This is a genomic window from Paucibacter sp. B51 (assembly GCF_027863535.1).
Classification (GTDB): Bacteria; Pseudomonadota; Gammaproteobacteria; order Burkholderiales; family Burkholderiaceae_C; genus Paucibacter_A; species Paucibacter_A aquatilis.
This window is the reverse complement of record NZ_JAPIVN010000001.1, coordinates 334,461-350,754: the sequence shown is the minus strand read 5'-3', so window position 1 is coordinate 350,754 and position 16,294 is coordinate 334,461. Positions and strand designations below refer to the sequence as shown.

Genomic DNA, 16,294 nt, shown 5'->3' with positions numbered 1-16,294 from the left:
CCGGACCATGTTTTCGTTCGTTCGCCGCCCGCCTGTGTTGGCTGCGGCCCTGGGCCTGGCCTTGGCCGCCTCCTTGGGCTGCGCCTGGGCCCAGACCGGGTTTGAGTCGCCGCCCCGCCCGGCCTCGCCCCAGCCTTTGCAGGTGCCCGATTTCATTCAGCAGCGCCTGGCCAATGGCCTGGGCCTGGCCGTGGTCGAGCGTCATGCCCAGCCTCTGGTCACGGCCTGGCTGTTGGTCCAGTCGGGTGGGGCTTATGACCCGGGCGGCAAGTCCGGCCTGGCCGAGCTGAGCCTGGCCCTGATGGGCAAGGGCGTGCAGCGTGGCGCCGGCCCGGTGTCGGCCGCGGCCCTGGCCGCCGAGATCGAGGCCTTGGGTACGCAGCTGGAGATCGGCAGCGCCGCTCGCAGCAGCCACCTGGGCGTGACGGTGGCCAGCCACCGCCTGGACGCCAGCCTGGGCCTGCTGTCCGAGATGTTGCGCAGCCCCAGCCTGGCGGAAGAGGAGTTCCAGCGCCTGCAGGCCCAGGCGGTCGATGCGCTCAAGCTCGGCCGCTCCGACCCGGGCCAGTTGGCCGCCCAGATCGGCCGCCGCCTTTACTGGGGCGACAGCCCGCATGGTCAGCAGCCCACCCTGGCCAGCCTCAGCCGCATCCAGCTTGACGATGTGCGCGCCTTCCACCGCCTGCATGTGCGGCCCGAGCGGGTCACCCTGATCCTGGCCGGCGACATCACGCCGGCCCAGGCGCGCAGCCTGGCGGACAAGCATTTCGGCAAATGGCGAGCCCATCGCATGGCACTGCCGCAACAACCGTCCTTGGTGCCCAAGCCGCTGGCGGCGCGCACGGTACTGGTCGACCTGCCCGGTGCCGGCCAGAGTGCGGTGCAGGTGATGGCCCCGACCGCCGGCCCAAGCCCCGTGCCCTTTGCCCGCCTGACACCCGAAGCCCAGGCCACCGAGGTGCTGACCCAGCAGGCCAACGCCCTGGCCAATGCGGTCCTGGGTCAGGGCTACTCCTCGCGCATCAACCAGGAGGTGCGCATCAAACGCGGCCTGAGCTACGGTGCCACCAGCGGCATCGACGCGCAGCCCGGGGGCGCCCAGCTGATCACCAGCGCCCAGACCAAGCATGAAAGCGCCGGTGAGGTGGCGGCCTTGCTGCAGCAGGAGATCCGCCGCCTGTCTACGGAGCGTGTGCCCGACCCCGAGCTGGTGGCACGCCGCGCGGTGCTGATCGGCGACTTCGGCCGCCAGCTGGAAACCACGGCCGGCCTGGCCGCCCTGGCGGCCGAGGGCCTGATGCGCGGCCGACCCCTGGCCGAGCTGGGCCGGGTGCCGGATGAACTGGCGGCCCTGGACGGCGACATCGTGCGCACCCTGGCCACCCGCCACTGGCAGGGCGAGCGCTTGCGCACCGTCATCGTGGCCGATTTCAAGCAGGGCGGTCTGGCCCTGCGCCAGCAGTTCCCGGATGCCCTGGTGCTCAAGGCCGAGGAGCTGGACCTGGCCAGCCCGACGCTGCGCCGCGGCGGCCGCAAATAGGCCGGCTTCAAGCCCGCGGCTACAATGGTCGGGTCATTGGGGAGTAGCCGCTGCAGCCGCCCTGGCTGCCGGCCCGCGTCAACACACTTGGTCGAGCGTTCGGCCATGGCGCGGGCAGTGTCATCTCTTGTGCAGTGCGCAAGACCTGACCCCTGGCAAGACCTTTGGCCACCCACACCTGCTTTGCGGCCGGCGTGTGCGTGGTCATCGGTTGTTTTCATGCCGGCCGCAGGAACAGTGTTCGCCCACCATGGAAGCCTTTCTCGTCTCCACCGGCATCGTCGCCCTCGCTGAAATCGGCGATAAAACCCAGCTCCTGGCCTTTTTGCTGGCTGCCCGCTTCCGCAAACCCCTGCCCATCATCCTGGGTATCTTCATCGCCACCGTGGTCAACCATGCCGGTGCCGGCGCCCTGGGCGCCTGGATCACCGCGCAAGTCAGCCCCACCGTGATGCGCTGGGTGCTGGGCGTGGGCTTTGTCGCCATGGCTGTCTGGACCTTGATCCCGGACAAGATCGACGAGGAAGAGGAGGGCGGCAAGGGCCTGAAGCTGGGCGTGTTGGGCACCACCATCGTGGCCTTCTTCCTGGCCGAGATGGGCGACAAGACCCAGGTGGCCACCGTGGCGCTGGCGGCTCAGTACCACGCCTTTGTGGCTGTGGTGGCAGGCACCACCTTGGGCATGATGATCGCCAATGTGCCGGCCGTCTTGCTGGGCGAGCGCATCGCCGGTCGTATTCCCGTTCGCCTGGTCCATGGCATTGCCGCAGCCATCTTTGCGGTGATCGGGGTGGCCACCTTGGCTGGTGCGGGACAAAAGCTCGGTTTCTGAGCCGTTTACTTCTGCATGCTGTTGCGCAGCGGGGCTGGTCGCCGGCCCGGTTTGCTGGTTCAATGCTTCGACGGGCGCAACACGCACAGTCAGAGTTGCGCCCGGACATGGAACAGTTCGCCAGGGGAGTTCTAACAATGACGGTGCGATCTCATGTCTTGCTGGTCGACGACGACGAGCTGACGCTGCAAATGCTGGAAGCCACACTGGAAGCTGACTTCAAGGTCAGTCAGGTCAGCAGCGGGGCGGAAGCCCTGAGTCGCTGTGACAGCGACCCGCCCGACCTGATCGTGCTCGATGTGGACATGCCTGAGATGGACGGCTACGAGACCTGCCGCCGCCTCAAGGACAACTTCTCCACAGCCGACATCCCGGTGATCTTTCACTCCGCTCGCACCAGCATTGACGAGCGATTGCAGGGTTATGCCGCCGGCGGCGCCGATTACCTGCCCAAGCCCTTTGATGCGCCCGAGCTGCTGGCCAAAATCAATCTGGTGCTGGCCCACCGCGACCGGCAGCGCGAGCTCAGCGGCCAGCTCGACGAAGTGATGAATGCCGTGCTCTCGTCCGCCGATATGGTGGGTGAGGCCGGCGTGGTGCTGGAGTTCCAGCGCGCCCTGGTCGGCTGCGCGGACAACGCGGCCGTGGCGCGGGCCATCCTCGATGCCCTGCACCGCTACTCGCTCGATGGATGCGTGCGCATCCGCGGCGGTGGCGAGGTGTATTCGGGCAATGCCCGCGGGCCCTGCAGCGCGCTCGAGAACTCCATCCTCGACCATCTGCAGGCCCAGACCGAGGGCCAGCGAATCCGCCCCTTCGGCCACCACACCGGTTTCTCTTACGACCGCGTGGTGCTGTTCGTGCGCGACCTGCGCATGGACCGCGGCGCCGACATGGACCGGGCCGAATCCGAACGCATGGGCCGCGCCATCGACAACGTGGCCCTGCTGGTCGAGGGCGCGGTGCAGCGGGTCGGGGCGCTGGAGTCCCTGGTCGCCACCCGCGATCTGGCCGATGTGCGTCATCTGGTCAGCATGACGCGCAATGCCTTGACCGACATTTCGGCCCGCAACCAGGCGCAGCAGCGCGAGGTCAAGCAGGTGTTCGACAGCCTCAATGCCGAGGTCGAGAACAGCTTTCTGCATCTGGGGCTGACCCAGAGCCAGGAGGACCACCTCAGCAGCATCATCAAGCAGCATCTGGAGGCGGCCTTGGCGGTGCTGGGCAAGAGTCAGGAGGTGGAGGCCTTCCTGGGCCGTGTGATCCACAAGCTGGGCCAGGCTGCGAATTGAGTCCAGGCCTGCTGCGTCCAGATCATGGCCGCCCTCCAATCTGCACCGCCGGCCGAGGCTTTTGACGAGCCCTCGGCCATCGAGCCCCCGCTGAACGCCGCGCAGCAGGAGGAATCCCTGCGCGGTTTCAAATCGCGCCTGGACGCGATGATGCTGCGCAGCGCGCGCGTGTTCCTGGTGCTGGTGATGCTGGGGGCCCTGCTCCAGATTGCCGGTACCTTGAACCAGACCGAGCTGGCCTGGTCTCTGCGCCTGAGCCGCGCCGGGCCGGCCACGGCCGTGTTGTTGATCTGTGCGCTGGCCTTGTTGCTGGCGCTGCGCTGGGGCGTGCGCCTGGCGGCAGGATTCTTCAGCGCTGCGGTGATGCTGGCCCTGTTTGCCTCGGCCGCCTGGCATGGCAACGGGGTGCGCTCCTCGGGCATGGGCGCGGTGCTGGCGGCCCTGGTGGTGATGGGCCTGATGGTCGGGCCAAGGGCCGCCATGCGCGGCACGGTGCTGGCCTGTCTGGGCTTTCTCGGCCTCTGGCAGGCCGAGGTGCGCGGCCTGATCCCGGGCCTGGTGGTGCAGAACACGCCGCCGCTGAGCAGCTTCGCGGTCGTCTACAGCTTTGGCGCCGTCATGATTGGCTGGCTGGTGCTGCGCTACGGCACCGTGTTCTGGGAGGTCACCTCCTCGCTCGAGGGCTCTCGCCGATTGCTGGCCGATACCGTGCGTGCGCAGCAGAAGGTGGCGCAGGAGCTGCGCGACAGCGAAGAGCGCTTGCGCATGTTGCTGGACAGCTCCATCACCAGCATCCAGATCCTGGAAGGCGAGACCGGCGCGCTGCGCTTTGCCAATGCGCAGACCCTGGAGAAGTTCGGCTGTGCGCGACCGTCCGATCTGGCCGAGGCCTTGATGTACCCCGGTGGCTTGTACGCCAAGGAGCAGCTGATGCAATGGGTGCAGCGCACCCTGGATCAGGGGCCACAGTATTTCGAGTGGCAGTCGCGCCGTCGCGATGGCACGCCGATCTGGTGGGACATGAAGATGGACCGCATGCGCCTGGCCGGCCAGGCCTGTGTGGTGCTGTTCGGTCACGACATCACCGCCCGCGTGCGCGCCGAGGCCGAGCTGCGCGTGCAGCAGGGCCGGCTGGAAGACGATGTGCGCTTGCGCACGGCCGAGCTGCAGGCCGAGAAGCAGCGCATGCAGGACATTCTCGAAGCCCTGCCCATCACCTTGAGCATCCGTGACACGGCGGGGCGCTACATCCTGATCAACCGCGCTTTCGAACAGGCCAGCGGCTTCAAGCGCGAGCAGGTGCTGGGCCAGACGGCCCGGGCCCTGTTCAACGAAGAAGTGGCGGCCGAGATTGCCGAAACCGATGCCCAGCTGCTGGCCGGCAGTGCCAGCAGCCTGAGCAGCGAGCGCCAGATCGTTCATCCCAAGGATGGGCCGCACGACTACCTGCTGACCATGGTGGCCCTGGTGGACGCGCGCAAATCGCTCTATGGCATCCTTAATCTCGGCACCGATGTCACCTCGATCAAGCGCCTGCAGCGCGAGCTCAGCGTGGCCAAGGACGAGGCCGAGCGCCTGGCCCGGGTCAAGAGTGACTTCCTGGCCAATATGAGCCACGAGATCCGTACCCCGCTCAATGCGGTGCTCGGCCTGGCCCAGCTTGGCGTGAGCCGCAGCGCCGATCCGCTGGCCAGCCGCAATGGCTTCGAGCGCATCGTCCGCTCGGGCCGCCATCTGCTGGGTGTGATCAACGACATCCTCGACTACTCCAAGGTCGAGAGTGGCAAGCTCGACATCGAGAGCCTGCCTTGCAACCTGGTCCACCTGGCCAAGGAGGTGGTGGATCTGGTGTCCGAGCGCGCCGATGCCAAGAACCTGCGCCTGCGCATGGAATACAAGTGCAGCTTCGACTGGGTGGCGCTGGACTCTCTGCGGGTGACCCAGATCCTGGTCAACCTGCTGGCCAACGCCATCAAATTCACCGACAAGGGTCGGGTCACCCTGACCCTGGAATCGCAGCGCGACTGGTTGCGCCTGTCGGTCACGGATACCGGGCCCGGCATCCCGCCGGAGCAGCAACTGCGCATCTTCCGTGCTTTCGAGCAGGCCGACAGCTCCACCACCCGGCAGTTCGGCGGCACCGGCCTGGGCCTCAGCATCAGCAGCCAGCTGGCGCGCGCCATGGGCGGTGACATCGAGGTCGACAGCGTTGTGGGCCAGGGCTCCTGCTTCACGCTCAAGCTGCCTTTGGTACGTGTCGAGCCGGGCCAACTGGAGCTGGTGGAGCAGCGAAGCGAGCTGCCCCCGCTCAGCGGGCCGGGCGTGCTTGACGATGCCAGCGAGGCCAAGGTCAGCCTGCGCGGCCTGCGCATCTTGATCACCGACGATGTGGACATCAACCGCGAGATCCTGCAGGACATGCTTCAGGTGGCAGGCGCCGAGGTACTCAGCGCCGAGGGGGGCGCGCAAGCCATTGCCCACTTGCGTGAACAGGGGCCGGCCGGCATCGACCTGGTGCTGATGGATGTGCAGATGCCCGAGATGGACGGCTATGAGGCCACCCGCCGCCTGCACCAGCTGGCGCCCCAACTGCCCGTGATCGCGCTGACCGCCCATGCCCTGGCCGAAGAGCGCCAGCGCTGCCTGGCGGCCGGCATGGTGGCCCACATCAGCAAGCCGATCGATCAGGCCGAGCTGCTGCGTACCTTGACGAGCTTGAGCGCAGGCATCCCCCGACGCGCCAGTCTCAAGCTGAGCAGCATGCAGCAGCCGGACACCGCTGTGCCTGCAACGCCGGCCTCCATGCCAGCGCCTGTGCCGCCGGCTTCAACAGAGGCGATTCAGGCGCCTGCTCCCGCCAGTCTCTGGCCCGATCTGCCGGGCACCGACTTCGCCGCGGCGTTGACCCGCTGTGCGGGTCGCCAGGAGTTGCTGGCCAAACTGCTGGGTACTTTCGCCAAGCAGTACAGCCAGCACCAATCGTTGTTCGAAGAAGCCCTGGTGGCTGGCGGCAGCACCTTGGCCAGCGCCGCCCACCGACTCAAGGGCCTGGCTGCCAATCTGGGCATGAACCGCCTGGCCGACTGCGCCGCTGCCTTGGAGCATGCCGCCGGCCCCCAGGGTGAGCCCGGCCAGATCACCCCGGCCCTGATGGCCTTGAACCGCGAGCTCTCCCCCATGATCGGAGCGATTCAGGCCTGGCGCGAGCGGGCGCAGGGCTGAGCGGAAAGCCAGGGCTGGGCACCCTGGAAATGTTTGCCTAGCCCCACCTTGCTGCACTGCGTCTGTACGGGAAGTCATGTCCCTTGTGTCGTCGATGCTTTCGGGCAACGAACAGGGTTAGCCCTGCGACGTGCGCTGCGACTGAGACGAAAAATCCGACCACCGCACCTCCTGTGTGGCCCCGTGCTGGGCGAGCCGCTTGGACGCGGGTTCATAGCCATCCCATAAAGATCAAAAAGGAGAACTTGATGCTGAAGCAGAAACGTCTGTGTACCGCGCTGGCATGCGTGTATGCCGGTGGAATGAGTTTGATGGCGCCAGCCTTGGCTCAGGAAAGCCTGGAGCGAGTGTCCGTCACAGGCTCCTCCATCAAGCGCTTAGATTCGGAGACTGCTTTGCCTGTTTCCGTAATTACACGCGAACAGATCGACAAAAGCGGCGCAACCAGTGTCGAAGACTTGTTGCGCCGAGTGTCTGCCAGCGCTGCTGCATTTTCTGATGCAACTCAGGGTGTAGGTTATGCAACATCCAACGCGAACATGCGAGGACTGGGCGCCAACTCCACCTTGGTGCTTCTGAATGGCCGCCGCTTGGCCAACCATCCCTTCGGTTCGATTGGCGGCAATGTTTCGGTGGACCTGAATAGCATTCCATTCGCTGCCATCGAGCGCGTCGAGGTTCTGCGTGACGGTGCTTCCGCCGTTTACGGCACGGATGCCGTGGGCGGTGTGATCAACTTCATTACGCGTCGCGATTACAAGCGTGGTGAAGTTTCTCTTCGTTACGGTACGACCAGCGCGAACATTGGCGGTAGCGAAAAGGGCGCATCCCTGTCTCTGGGTTTGGGTGACTACAACTCCGACAAGTTCAATTTGTTGGTGACCGCCAATCTGCAGAAGAACACCCGTCTCCGTGCGGTCGATCAGAAGCTGTACAACCGATTCGACGAAATCGCCGATGCTGGTGCGCCGACATCGGGTCGTTCTTTCCCTGGCCGCTTGGTGGACTTCAACATCACACCGGGCGCCTACCCCGAGCTGAACCCTGGGGCTGCGTTCTCCGCCTGCGATCCTGAAAGCACTGTCTTGCAAACCCTGGCCGCAACCACACCCAATGGCACGGCCAAGAAGCGATGCCGTTTCATTTACGCCGCGGTGCTGGACAACCTGCCTGATCAAGACAAAGGTGATCTGTTCGGTCGCTTGAGCTTCAAGATCGACCAGAACCACGAAGTGTTCGCAGAGGCGTCTTATGCCCGTGCGCATGGCATCGGTCGCATTGCACCAGTTCCCATCGATTCCACGGCCGGCCATTTCGATCGAAAGACGGGTGAGTATCCGTCCTTCAAGATGCCGACCAGCAGCCCATACTTCCCCAGGGATTTACTCACCAAGTTGGGCTACACCGCGGCCACCTGGGATCCAGATGGCGATGGTTTCACGGAGGTGGCGCTTCGCGCAGTGCCCCTGGGCAACCGGATCAACGACAACACGAACGAGCAAACCCGTCTGGTGCTCGGTGCACGCGGCATGCTGTCGGGTTGGGACTACGACAGCGGCCTGACGCTGTCTCAAGCCAAGGGATCGCTGTCGTACGAGAACTATGTGCACGAGGGCCGTTTCATCACGGCCCTGGCCACTGGGAACATCAACCCTTTTGGTGCCAGCACAGATATGGCGGCCTGGAACAGCGCTCGCATGGAAGGAGCAATGCGCCGCTCCAAGGCCCGGACCTTCGGCTTTGATGCCAAGGCCAGCCGCGATCTTTTTGAGATGGCTGGCGGCGCGGCTGCATTGGCTGTCGGGCTTGACCTGCGTCACGAAAAGGCGGACGACCAGCCGGTCAATCCGGACTACGCTGCGGGTTTGCATGTTGGCGGTGAGGGCACGGTGCCAGCGACAGCGGCCTCGCGTTCCATCAGCGCCGTGTTTACTGAAATGAGCCTGCCCTTTGCAAAGGGGTGGGAGGGCACGCTGGCGGCTCGTTTTGACAAGTACAGTGACTTTGGTTCGACCTTCAATCCACGCGTGGCGCTGCGTTTCCAACCGAGCAAGGAAGTCATGTTCCGCGGGTCTTTTGGGACGGGGTTCCGCGCCCCGACGCTGTGGGATGTGCACAGCCCGGCAGCCTTCACGAATACCGCAAACCCCGCCACCGACAAGAACTGTCCTGCAGCCATGCTGGCTGATGAGGACCCGCGCTGTGTGGACAACCAGTTCAATGTGTTGAATACGGCCTCGGCCAATCTCAAGGCAGAGCGCTCCAGGCAGTACACCCTGGGCATGGTGTTCGAACCCAGCAAGGGCTTGTCTGCGACCGTGGACTACTGGGCCATCTCCAAGACCGATCAGATCAGCCAGATCGGTGGCGATGCCATTCTTAGCAACGACTATCTGTTGAATCTATACGCCTCCCGCGTCCATCGCATCACCACCGGCGCCAATGCAGGCATCATTTCCTATATTGATACCCCGATCGAGAACCTTGGCAAGCTCAAGACCTCGGGCCTGGATGTGGATCTGCGTGGCAGCTGGAAGCTGGCCGACATGGGCATGTTCAATGCAGGCATCACTGGTACTTATGTTGCACAGTGGAAGCGGCAAGTCGGCAAGGACACACCCTACATCAGCTATGTTGGTACGGCTGGCGATGGCGCAGTGGTTCAGCCGGTGCCTCGTTGGCAGCACACGGCCTTCTTCGAGTGGCAGATGGGGAATTGGGCCCTGGGCTTGGAGAATATTTACATCAAGGGTTGGACCGAGTCGGCCAAACAGGTCTACAACAATGTGGGTGGTAGCAGTGCCCACGATGTCAAGGACTCCAGCCGATGGAATCTCTCCACCAGCTACAAGGGTTTCAAGGATCTGACTTTGCGTCTGGGCATCCGCAATCTGGGTGACAGCGAGCCGCCGTACACTGCCGTGCCGTCCTACGGCTCGCATGCCGCTGGCTATGCCGGTTCCTTCGTCGATCCGCGTGGCCGCTTCTGGTACCTCTCGGCCGGCTACCAGTTCAAGTAAGTCCCAGATTCATCGGTGTGCCGGCTTGCCGGCCGCCGATGACCATTGCCCAGCTCAAACCCCGCCCAGGTCACGGACTTCGGCGGGATTTATTGGGGCGCCGTGCTGTCAGGCCGCCGTCACCTGCCGCACCGCATGCTCCCATGCGGCCATGCGTTCGGCGGCCTGGGCGCGGTTGCCGCTGGGCTCAAAGCGGCGCTCGTCCTGCCACTGGGCGCTGAGCTCATCCAGGCCGGTGTAAACGCCGCAGCTCAGGCCCGCCAGGTAGGCGGCGCCCAGGGCGGTGGTTTCGATCACGCGTGGGCGCACGACAGCGATGCCCAGCAGATCGGCCTGGAACTGCATCAAGAGGTCGTTGACGCAGGCGCCGCCGTCCACGCGCAGCTCCTGCAGCGGCGCGCTGCCGGCGGCGTGGGCGTCGCGGCTCATGGCTTGCAAGAGGGCGGCGCTCTGGAAGGCGATGCTCTCGATGGCGGCGCGGGCGATGTGGGCCTGCGTGCTGCCGCGGCTCAGGCCCAGGATGGCGCCGCGCGCCTCGGCCCGCCAGTAGGGCGCGCCGAGGCCGGTGAAGGCCGGCACGAACATCACGCCGCCGGCATCGGGCACGCTCTCAGCCAGGCTTTGCACGGCGCCGCTGTTCGGGATGATCTGCAGCCCATCGCGCAGCCACTGCACCACAGCGCCGCCAACAAAGACGCTGCCTTCGAGCGCGAACTCGGGGCTGGCCGTGGTCTGGGCGGCACTGGTGTTGATCAGGCCGTTGGCCGAAGTCTGGAACTGCCGGCCGGTGTGCATGAGCATGAAGCAGCCGGTGCCGTAGGTGTTCTTGGCCATGCCGGGCTGGAAGCAGGCCTGGCCGAACAGGGCGGCCTGCTGATCGCCGGCGACGCCGCCGATGGCGATCTCGCCGCCCAGGTGGGCGGCCATCACGCGACCGAAATCGCCGCTGGATGGGCGCACTTCGGGCAGTAGGGCGGGCGGGATGTCCATGAGCGCCAGCAGCTCCTCGTCCCAGCGATTGCGCTGCACATCGAAGAGCAGGGTGCGCGAGGCATTGCTGACATCGGTGGCGTGCACCCCACCGCCCGTGAGATTCCAGATCAGCCAGCTGTCGATGGTGCCGAAGGCCAGTTCGCCACGCTCGGCCCGGGCCCGCGCGCCAGGGATGTGGTCGAGCAGCCACTTGAGTTTGGTGCCGGAAAAGTAGGGGTCGATCAGCAGCCCGGTTTTGGCTCGCACCATGGGGGTCAGGTCTTGCGCGCGCAGCTGGGCGCAGAAGGGCTCGGTGCGGCGGTCTTGCCAGACGATGGCGCGGTGCAGGGGTTGGCCGGTCTGGCGGTCCCAGAGCACAGTGGTTTCGCGCTGGTTGGTGATGCCGACAGCGGCAATGTCGGCGGCGCGCAAGTCCGCTTGGCGCAGGGCGGCCTGGGCCGTGGCCCGCTGGCTTTGCCAGATCTCCAGCGCATCGTGCTCCACCCAGCCCGGCTGCGGGAAATGCTGGGCAAACTCCTGCTGGGCCATGGCCACGATGCGGCCGCTGCGCTCGAAGACGATGGCGCGCGAGCTGGAGGTGCCCTGGTCGAGAGCGAGCAAATAGGACATGGCGTCAAGCCCTTGGCTTAGAGTCCGGGGATGGACCATTTTGACGTACTGGTGGTGGGCGGCGGCATCAATGGCGCCGGCATCGCACGAGACCTGGCGGGCCGCGGCTGGCGGGTGTTGCTGGCCGAGGCTTCCGATCTGGCGGCGCACACCTCCTCGTCGAGCACCAAGCTGATTCACGGGGGCCTGCGCTACCTGGAGTACTACGAGTTCTCGCTGGTGCGAAAGGCGCTGCAGGAGCGCGAGCTGCTGCTCAAGAGCGCCCCGCACATCATGTGGCCGCTGCGCTTCGTGATGCCGCATGACCGGGCCATGCGCCCGGCCTGGATGATCCGCATCGGCCTCTTCCTCTACGACCATCTGGCCCGGCGAGAGTGGCTGCCCGGTTCTGCCGGGCTGCGCCTGCGTGACAGCCCCTTCGGCGCGCCACTGAAGCCCGAGTTCGAGCGCGGTTTCGAGTACTCCGACGGCTGGGTGGACGATGCCCGCCTGGTGCTGCTCAACGCCCTGGATGCGCATGCCAAGGGCGCCGAGATCCTGACCCACTGCACCGTGACCGAAGCGCAGCGCGAAACCGCGGAGCAGGGCGGGGGCTGGCGCGTCCGCCTGCAGATGGCTCACGGCGAGCGCCGGGTCCAGGCGCGCGCTCTGGTCAACGCGGCCGGCCCCTGGGCGGAGACCTTTTTGCGCCAGGTGGCGCGCCCGGCCGCGGGCGAGCCCCTGGCCACCAAAAGCCTGCGCCTGGTCAAGGGCAGCCATATCGTCGTGCGGCGTCGCTTTGACCACGACCATGCCTACATCTTCCAGAACCCCGACCGGCGCATCATCTTCGCGATTCCCTACGAGGGCGAGTTCACCCTGATCGGCACCACCGATGTGGAGCTGCCCGACGCCGCCATCGCCGGCTTTGCCAAGGCGGAGATCGAGGCGCAGGAAGTGGCCTACCTGTGCGAGCAGGCCAGCCGTTATTTCAAGACGCCGGTGCGGCCCGATGAGGTGCTGTGGAGCTATGCCGGTGTGCGACCGCTGCTCGACGATGCCTCGGGCGATGCCAGCGCCGTCACGCGCGACTATCTGCTCGAGACCCATGGCGACGGCGCGCCGCTGCTGAGCGTCTGGGGCGGCAAGATCACCACCTTCCGCAAGCTGGCCGAGGATGCGGCCGATCTGATCGGCGAGATGCTGGGTGAAGAGCGCCCGGCCTGGACGGCCCCGGCCCCGCTGCCGGGCGGCGATCTGTCGGACTGGATCGGTGCGGCGCAGCGGCCGGACCAAGATTTCGAACGCTTTGTGCTGGCGCTGCAGACGCGACATCGCTACTTGCCGCCTCAGCTGGCGCGGCGCCTGGCGCGGGCCTATGGCTCGCGCGTGGGCCTGCTGCTGGGCGCGGCGCGGACGCTGGCCGATCTGGGTGCCGAGGTGGCGCCGGGTCTGTTCGAAGCGGAGCTGCGCTACCTGCGCGAGCATGAGTGGGCCCGCGATGCCGAGGCCGTGCTCTGGCGACGCTCCAAGCTGGGCCTGCATTACAGCGAGTCCGAGCGGGCTGCCGTGGCCGCCTGGCTGCAGCAAGCGGCGGGCCGCAAAGAAAACGCCGCGCTCGGAGGCGCGGCGTTTGGAGATCGCAGCGGCGGGCCGCTGCTCTGACCAACTGGGCTTATTTGCTTCGCTGACGGCGCGCCAGCAGGCCGATGCCGGCCAGGCCCGCCAGCATCAGCGCATAGCTCTCCGGCTCGGGCACGGCGCTGACCGTGGCGATGGTGTTGCCGCCCAGCAGGCTCAGCGTGGTGCTGGCCGAGCCACCGGCGTCCAGGGCCGGTGTCAGCTCGATCTGGAACAGGGCGCCGTTGGGGTTGCCCAGATAGCTTTGCTGGTCGCCCGCCAGCAGGCCGAGGCTGAAGCTCGTGCCCGCTTGGCCCGGCGTGCTGAAGACATCGCCGCTGAAGCTCAAGTCAAAGCTGAAGCTGCCGCCCAGCTGGATGGCGTGGAACAGGTCGTTGAAGGCCGTGCCATTGGCCAGCACGAAGCCGCTGGCGAGGCTGCCGGCGGCCTGGCCTTCGAGGAAGAACTCGCTGCCAAAGCTGCCGCTCAGATTGCGGATGCGCACCTGGGCTGCAGGAGCCGAGCCCAGGCCCGGCAGGAACTGGAAATCCAGCCAGCCGGTCTGGCCGGTCCAGGCCGCCGTGTTGACGCTGGCGTGGAACTGCGTGTCGGCCCAGGCGCTGCCGCCAAACAGGGCGCTGGCCGCCAGGGCCAGGCTCGAAGCCATGTGCAGCGCGCTGCGGCGCAGCGGCGAAGAGGTGCGGAGGTGGTTCATGGTGTGGAAATCCTTGTTGAATCAGGTGTCTGTGGCGCTCAGAAGCTGCCCGAGTACAGGCTGGCGCTGTAGTTCAGGCCCAGCTTGCCCGGGTTGCGGATGCTCAGCGGTACGCTCACGCTGGCGCCCGCGGGCAGGCTGGCGGCATTGAGGGTGATGTAGGGCAGGCCGTTGTGGCTGCCGCTGGCGTTGACCAGGGTTACACCGGCCGGCAGGCCTTGGATCTTCAGCTGCAGCGGGCCGGCCAGCGGCGCGCCGCTGATGTTGGCGAGGCTGATGCTGCCGCTGTAGAGCTGGGTCACGCGGTTGTAGACCAGGCCGGAGACGGTCTGGCGCACGCTGGCGCTGACGTCCTGGGCCAGGCTGACGTTGAAGCTCACCGGGCTGGAGGCGCCGACATTGCCGGCCGCATCGACGGCCCGGGCCACCAGGCTGTGGCTGCCATTGCCCAGCGAGGCCGGGTCGAGGCTGATGGCATAGGGCGCGCTGGTGTCGCTGCCCTTGGCCTGGCCGTCGACGAGGAAGTCGACGCGGCTCACGCCCACATCGTCGCTGGCCTCGGCCTTCAGGCTCAGGCTGCCGCTGGCGTTCTTGCTGACGCTGGCGCTGACCACCGGGGCGGTGTTGTCCTGCACCTGGTTCACCCAGATCGGCGCCGACCACAGGATCTTGCCGTCGGTCTGCGTGACCTTGGCGTAATAGAAATGCTTGCCGACCGAGGGAGTGAAGTTGTTGACCGCGCTGCTGGACAGCTCGGTGACGGTGCCGTTGCGCTGTGGCACGCCCTCGTAGATCTTGACCGTGGCGGCGCTCTTGCCGGCGCCCGGCGCGTAGTTGGCGACCAGGTTCAGCGGGCCGGCGTTGGTGAAGGTCTCGCCCATCATGCGGCCGTTGGCCGTCAGCACCAGCTGCGAGGTCTTGTCCATGGTGGCGAACAGGCGGCGGGCGCGGATCGCTTCCATGAAGGACTCATTGCTCAGCGGCGTGCCCGTGGGGATCAGGATGCCGTTGCGGTTGGTCGAGGACGCGCCCCAGTTGGCGCAGTGGTTGTCCTGGTTGGTGGTGAAGGCGATCTTGAAGCCGGCCTCCAGCGCCTTCTTGCAGGCGCCTTCGTAGCCGCTGTTGCCGTTGTCGCTTTCGTTGGTGGTGTTGGAGAAGGCGGGGGTGTTCATCACCTCGCACAGCGCCATCGCCTGCTCACCCTCGGGCGTGTAGCCCAGGGCCACGTTGTTGACCAGGTACTGGCCCGAGCTGGCCGGGTGGTTGAACTGGCCCAGCAGGCCGCGCTGCGCCATCAGGGCGTAGAGCTTGGCGGCATTGTTCTTCTCGGTGAAGACATCGGCCAGCAGCTCGCCCTTGGCGTTGTATTCCCAGCCCAGCAGCTCGTTGGAGTTGAAGATGTTGATGTGGCCGCCGCCGCTGATCGTGCCCCACTCCATGCCGTAGACGGCCAGGAAGTTGGGGTGGGCGGCGTTGAAGTTCTGGGCGGCCAGGCGGCCGGCCTTGTACAGGTCCTTGGCGTAGGACGGGGATTGGTTGGCATCGGTACCGGTGGAGCCGTCGAACATATGGTTGTGTTCGGAGGTCATCAGGATGTCCAGGCCGCGATCCATGGCGTACTGGTAGGCCTGGGCCGGGCCTTGGTTCATGTTCGATTGCGGATGCTGCTCGCCGCTGCAGTTGCCGATCGTGCCGCCGCCGTCGCTGTGGCCGGTCTGGCTGTGCAGATTGCCGAGGTAGACGGTGTAGGGCAGGCCGCCGGTCACCGGCGCGGCCAGGGCTGCCTTGCCGCCCAGGCGGCTGCCGGACTTGGCGGCCTTGAGGGCGGCGCCGGTCTGCATCGGCTTGAAGGCCGGCATCTGCGGCGGGGCCACATAGCCCACTTGCATGTCCCAGCTTTGTTCGATCACTTCGGCCTCGGGCGCGTTCAGATGCGCTTCCACGAAATCGGCCGTCACGCCCACCGAGGGCAGTTCCTGGGCCGGCACCGAGGTGGCCGTCAGGCGCACCTGGTAGATGCCATCCACCGCAGCCACGCCGCCTTGGCGGCCGGCCCAGTCGACCTTGGTTTCGATCTCGCCCTTGACCAGGGTCTCCACACCGTACCAGCGCTGCGCCACCTGGCCGGCCGGGTCCAGCAGTTCCAGGCGCCAGGACACAGTCTGGGTCTGCTCGACCTGCGGGTACTCGAAACGCAGGGTGAAGCTGCGAGCCTCGGCAATGGCCTTCGCATCGGCCCGGAACGGCACATGCAGGCTGGCCTCGAACTCCTGATGGTCCGGGCTCAGGCGCCCGCCGCCCAGGGCCAGGCCCGCCGCCGAGGCGCTCAGCAGCAGCGCGATGGCGCGTGGGACATGTTTCATCATCATCAGTCGGGCGGTGGCGTGAGGCATGGTGGGACGATCCGGCAAAAGAATGGGGAGAGGGGCGAGAGGGGCGAAGGGGCGGGAGGAAAGAGCGAAAACGAAAACA

General features: G+C 66.3%; 9 protein-coding genes and 1 riboswitch. Of the genes, 6 read left to right on the top strand and 3 right to left on the bottom strand.

What is annotated here, in order from left to right; all coding sequences use genetic code 11:
• Positions 1 to 7: 7 nt before the first annotated feature.
• The 5 genes from OOB33_RS01395 (at position 8) to OOB33_RS01375 (ending at position 9,906) form a co-directional block, all read left to right on the top strand.
• A complete protein-coding gene (locus tag OOB33_RS01395) occupies positions 8 to 1,540 on the top strand; it encodes a M16 family metallopeptidase (protein WP_271007358.1) in 1,533 nt (510 codons plus the stop codon).
• Between the two features lie 21 nt (positions 1,541 to 1,561).
• Positions 1,562 to 1,694: riboswitch (yybP-ykoY riboswitch) on the top strand.
• A 96-nt stretch (positions 1,695 to 1,790) separates the two neighbouring features.
• Positions 1,791 to 2,372, top strand: a complete 582-nt coding sequence (locus OOB33_RS01390) for a TMEM165/GDT1 family protein (protein ID WP_102769211.1) — start codon at positions 1,791 to 1,793, stop codon at positions 2,370 to 2,372.
• A 137-nt stretch (positions 2,373 to 2,509) separates the two neighbouring features.
• On the top strand, positions 2,510 to 3,664 hold the full coding sequence (locus OOB33_RS01385; RefSeq protein WP_165794679.1) for a response regulator: 1,155 nt from the start codon (positions 2,510 to 2,512) through the stop codon (positions 3,662 to 3,664).
• Positions 3,665 to 3,688: 24 nt separating this feature from the next.
• Positions 3,689 to 6,886, top strand: a complete 3,198-nt coding sequence (locus tag OOB33_RS01380; protein ID WP_102769213.1) for a PAS domain-containing hybrid sensor histidine kinase/response regulator — start codon at positions 3,689 to 3,691, stop codon at positions 6,884 to 6,886.
• A gap of 248 nt (positions 6,887 to 7,134) precedes the next feature.
• Complete coding sequence (locus OOB33_RS01375; RefSeq protein ID WP_271007357.1) at positions 7,135 to 9,906, top strand: TonB-dependent receptor; 2,772 nt, start codon at positions 7,135 to 7,137, stop codon at positions 9,904 to 9,906.
• A gap of 108 nt (positions 9,907 to 10,014) precedes the next feature.
• Here the strand turns inward: OOB33_RS01375 and glpK are convergent, their stop codons facing one another.
• The gene (glpK, locus tag OOB33_RS01370; protein ID WP_271007356.1) at positions 10,015 to 11,508 is read right to left on the bottom strand and encodes a glycerol kinase GlpK; all 1,494 of its coding nucleotides are present in this window, start codon (positions 11,506 to 11,508) and stop codon (positions 10,015 to 10,017) included.
• A 30-nt stretch (positions 11,509 to 11,538) separates the two neighbouring features.
• Between glpK and glpD the strand changes: the two genes are divergently transcribed.
• Positions 11,539 to 13,152: a glycerol-3-phosphate dehydrogenase gene (gene glpD, locus OOB33_RS01365; protein WP_271007355.1), complete on the top strand. Its 1,614-nt coding sequence runs from the start codon at positions 11,539 to 11,541 to the stop codon at positions 13,150 to 13,152.
• A 10-nt stretch (positions 13,153 to 13,162) separates the two neighbouring features.
• Here glpD and OOB33_RS01360 read toward each other — a convergent pair whose 3' ends face one another.
• Together OOB33_RS01360 and OOB33_RS01355 are read right to left on the bottom strand one after the other, a co-directional pair.
• Positions 13,163 to 13,822, bottom strand: a complete 660-nt coding sequence (locus OOB33_RS01360) for an NF038129 family PEP-CTERM protein (protein ID WP_271007354.1) — start codon at positions 13,820 to 13,822, stop codon at positions 13,163 to 13,165.
• Between the two features lie 38 nt (positions 13,823 to 13,860).
• The gene (locus OOB33_RS01355) at positions 13,861 to 16,215 is read right to left on the bottom strand and encodes a CehA/McbA family metallohydrolase (protein ID WP_271007353.1); all 2,355 of its coding nucleotides are present in this window, start codon (positions 16,213 to 16,215) and stop codon (positions 13,861 to 13,863) included.
• Between the last annotated feature and the right edge of the window lie 79 nt (positions 16,216 to 16,294).

Coding starts and splice junctions, on each gene's coding strand:
- OOB33_RS01395 (WP_271007358.1), top strand. CDS start 8: ATGTTTTCGTTCGTTCGCCGCCCGCCTGTGTTGGCTGCGGCCCTGGGC.
- OOB33_RS01390 (WP_102769211.1), top strand. CDS start 1,791: ATGGAAGCCTTTCTCGTCTCCACCGGCATCGTCGCCCTCGCTGAAATC.
- OOB33_RS01385 (WP_165794679.1), top strand. CDS start 2,510: ATGACGGTGCGATCTCATGTCTTGCTGGTCGACGACGACGAGCTGACG.
- OOB33_RS01380 (WP_102769213.1), top strand. CDS start 3,689: ATGGCCGCCCTCCAATCTGCACCGCCGGCCGAGGCTTTTGACGAGCCC.
- OOB33_RS01375 (WP_271007357.1), top strand. CDS start 7,135: ATGCTGAAGCAGAAACGTCTGTGTACCGCGCTGGCATGCGTGTATGCC.
- glpK (WP_271007356.1), bottom strand. CDS start 11,508: ATGTCCTATTTGCTCGCTCTCGACCAGGGCACCTCCAGCTCGCGCGCC.
- glpD (WP_271007355.1), top strand. CDS start 11,539: ATGGACCATTTTGACGTACTGGTGGTGGGCGGCGGCATCAATGGCGCC.
- OOB33_RS01360 (WP_271007354.1), bottom strand. CDS start 13,822: ATGAACCACCTCCGCACCTCTTCGCCGCTGCGCCGCAGCGCGCTGCAC.
- OOB33_RS01355 (WP_271007353.1), bottom strand. CDS start 16,215: ATGCCTCACGCCACCGCCCGACTGATGATGATGAAACATGTCCCACGC.